Source organism: Flavobacterium niveum (assembly GCF_055231775.1).
In genome coordinates this window covers 1-3,171 of the sequence record NZ_JBUYSX010000014.1, presented here as the reverse complement: position 1 = coordinate 3,171, position 3,171 = coordinate 1, and the positions used below count along the sequence as shown (strand labels likewise).

2 rRNA genes are annotated in these 3,171 nt (G+C 48.8%); both read left to right on the top strand.

Annotation, left to right across the window (positions count from 1 at the left end):
• Window positions 1-6 precede the first annotated feature (6 nt).
• A 23S ribosomal RNA gene (locus tag ACZIX4_RS19905) occupies window positions 7-2,876 on the top strand.
• A 183-nt stretch (window positions 2,877-3,059) separates the two neighbouring features.
• Window positions 3,060-3,168: ribosomal RNA gene (gene rrf, locus ACZIX4_RS19900) — 5S ribosomal RNA — on the top strand.
• Window positions 3,169-3,171: the final 3 nt, after the last annotated feature.

Sequence of the window (3,171 nt, the reverse complement as noted above, 5' to 3'; positions counted from 1 at the left end):
AAAGTACAATAAGCAAAATAAGGGCGTACGGGGGATGCCTGTGGCTCTCAGAGGCGAAGAAGGACGTGATAAGCTGCGATAAGCTTCGGGGACTGGCACATACAGATTGATCCGAAGATTTCCGAATGGGGCAACCCGGCATGTTGAAGACATGTCACACCGTTAGGTGAGCAAACCCGCTGAACTGAAACATCTAAGTAGGCGGAGGAGAAGAAAACAAAAGTGATTCCGTAAGTAGTGGCGAGCGAACGCGGATTAGCCCAAACCATGGTTGTTACGGCAATTGTGGGGTTGTAGGACTGCGCCATTTTATGCAAATAGAACTGGAATTACCTGGAAAGGTAAGCGATACAGGGTGATAGCCCCGTACAGGTAATAGATGTAATAGATAGCAGTATCCTGAGTAGGGCGGGGCACGTGAAACCCTGTCTGAATCTGGCGGGACCATCCGCTAAGGCTAAATACTCCTGAGAGACCGATAGTGAACCAGTACCGTGAGGGAAAGGTGAAAAGAACCGTGAATAACGGAGTGAAATAGATCCTGAAACCGTGCGCCTACAAGCGGTCGGAGCCTTTATTGGTGACGGCGTGCCTTTTGCATAATGAGCCTACGAGTTACCGTTGCTGGCAAGGATAAGTACTTCAGGTATGGATCCGTAGCGAAAGCGAGTCTGAATAGGGCGCTTTAGTCAGTAATGGTAGACGCGAAACCGTGTGATCTACCCATGGGCAGGATGAAGCTGTGGTAACACACAGTGGAGGTCCGAACCGGTTGTCGTTGAAAAGACTTCGGATGACCTGTGGGTAGGGGTGAAAGGCCAATCAAACTCGGAAATAGCTCGTACTCCCCGAAATGCATTTAGGTGCAGCGCTGGCTTAGTTTATTAGAGGTAGAGCTACTGATTGGATGCGGGGGCTTCACCGCCTACCAATTCCTGACAAACTCCGAATGCTAATAAATGTTTACCAGTAGTGAGGGCATGGGTGCTAAGGTCCATGTCCGAGAGGGAAAGAACCCAGACCATCAGCTAAGGTCCCCAAATGTATGCTAAGTTGAAAAAACGAGGTTTGTCTGCCCAGACAGCTAGGATGTTGGCTTGGAAGCAGCCATTCATTTAAAGAGTGCGTAACAGCTCACTAGTCGAGCGGACGAGCATGGATAATAATCGGGCATAAGTATACTACCGAAGCTATGGACTTGTAAAAGTGGTAGGGGAGCATTCTAGCGGCGCTGAAGGTGTACTGCGAGGTATGCTGGAGCTTCTAGAAAAGAAAATGTAGGCATAAGTAACGATAATGCGGGCGAGAAACCCGCACGCCGTAAGACTAAGGTTTCCTCAGCTATGCTAATCAGCTGAGGGTTAGTCGGGACCTAAGGCAACCCCGAAAGGGCTAGTCGATGGCCAACGGGTTAATATTCCCGTACTTCTTATAATTGTGATGGGGCGACGGAGTGATGAAAGCACCGCGAACTGACGGAATAGTTCGTTAAAGTACCTAGCTATAGGGTTTGTAGTTAAATGCGCAGACCTTGGTGAAATACGATAGTACACGGAGTCTTCGGACAAAGTGATAGTGTGCCTAAGGGCTTCCAAGAAAAACCTCTAAACTTAGATTATAAGAACCCGTACCGTAAACCGACACAGGTGGTCGAGGAGAGTATCCTAAGGCGCTCGAGAGATTCATGGCTAAGGAATTAGGCAAAATAGACCTGTAACTTCGGGAGAAAGGTCGCCACGCTCAGGCGTGGCCGCAGTGAAAAGGTCCAGGCGACTGTTTATCAAAAACACAGGGCTCTGCAAAATCGTAAGATGAAGTATAGGGCCTGACACCTGCCCGGTGCTGGAAGGTTAAGAGGAGATGTTATTTTCGGAGAAGCATTGAATTGAAGCCCCAGTAAACGGCGGCCGTAACTATAACGGTCCTAAGGTAGCGAAATTCCTTGTCGGGTAAGTTCCGACCTGCACGAATGGTGTAACGATCTGGACACTGTCTCAGCCATGAGCTCGGTGAAATTGTAGTATCGGTGAAGATGCCGATTACCCGCAGTGGGACGAAAAGACCCTGTGCACCTTTACTATAGCTTAGTATTGACCTTGGATAATTGATGTGTAGGATAGGTGGGAGACTGTGAAGGGGCTTCGCTAGGAGTTCTGGAGTCATTGTTGAAATACCACCCTTTGGTTATCTGAGGCCTAACCCCGTGTTTCGGGGGACATTGCTTGGTGGGTAGTTTGACTGGGGTGGTCGCCTCCAAAAGAGTAACGGAGGCTTCTAAAGGTTCCCTCAGCACGCTTGGTAACCGTGCGTAGAGTGCAATGGCATAAGGGAGCTTGACTGAGAGACATACAGGTCGATCAGGTACGAAAGTAGAGCATAGTGATCCGGTGGTTCCGTATGGAAGGGCCATCGCTCAAAGGATAAAAGGTACGCCGGGGATAACAGGCTGATCTCCCCCAAGAGCTCATATCGACGGGGGGGTTTGGCACCTCGATGTCGGCTCGTCACATCCTGGGGCTGGAGAAGGTCCCAAGGGTTGGGCTGTTCGCCCATTAAAGTGGCACGCGAGCTGGGTTCAGAACGTCGTGAGACAGTTCGGTCTCTATCTACTGCGGGCGTTAGAAATTTGAGTGGATCTGATTCTAGTACGAGAGGACCGAGTCGGACGAACCTCTGGTGTATCTGTTGTCCTGCCAAGGGCACCGCAGAGTAGCCACGTTCGGAAGGGATAAGCGCTGAAAGCATATAAGCGCGAAACCCACCACAAGATGAGATTTCTTTTAAGGGTCGTGGAAGATGACCACGTTGATAGGCTACAGATGTAAAGACAGTAATGTCATAGTCGAGTAGTACTAATAACCCGTAAGCTTATGTACGCCTCTTTTCCTCCCGTTTCGGCGGGAGGGAAGAACTTTCTAAAATAAAACTTATAGAATATCAATCTCAGTATGTTAAAATATTTGCAGCAAAGCTGCAGTTTTAGAAGTTTAAGGTTTAAAGTCTAAAGTTACCGATAGGAACGTTGAACAAAAATAACCTTAAACCTGAAACTAAAAACTTAAGGTGATTATTGCGGCGGGGCTCACCTCTTCCCATCCCGAACAGAGAAGTTAAGCCCGCCTGCGCAGATGGTACTGCATCTTGTGGGAGAGTATGTCATCGCCTTTCTTT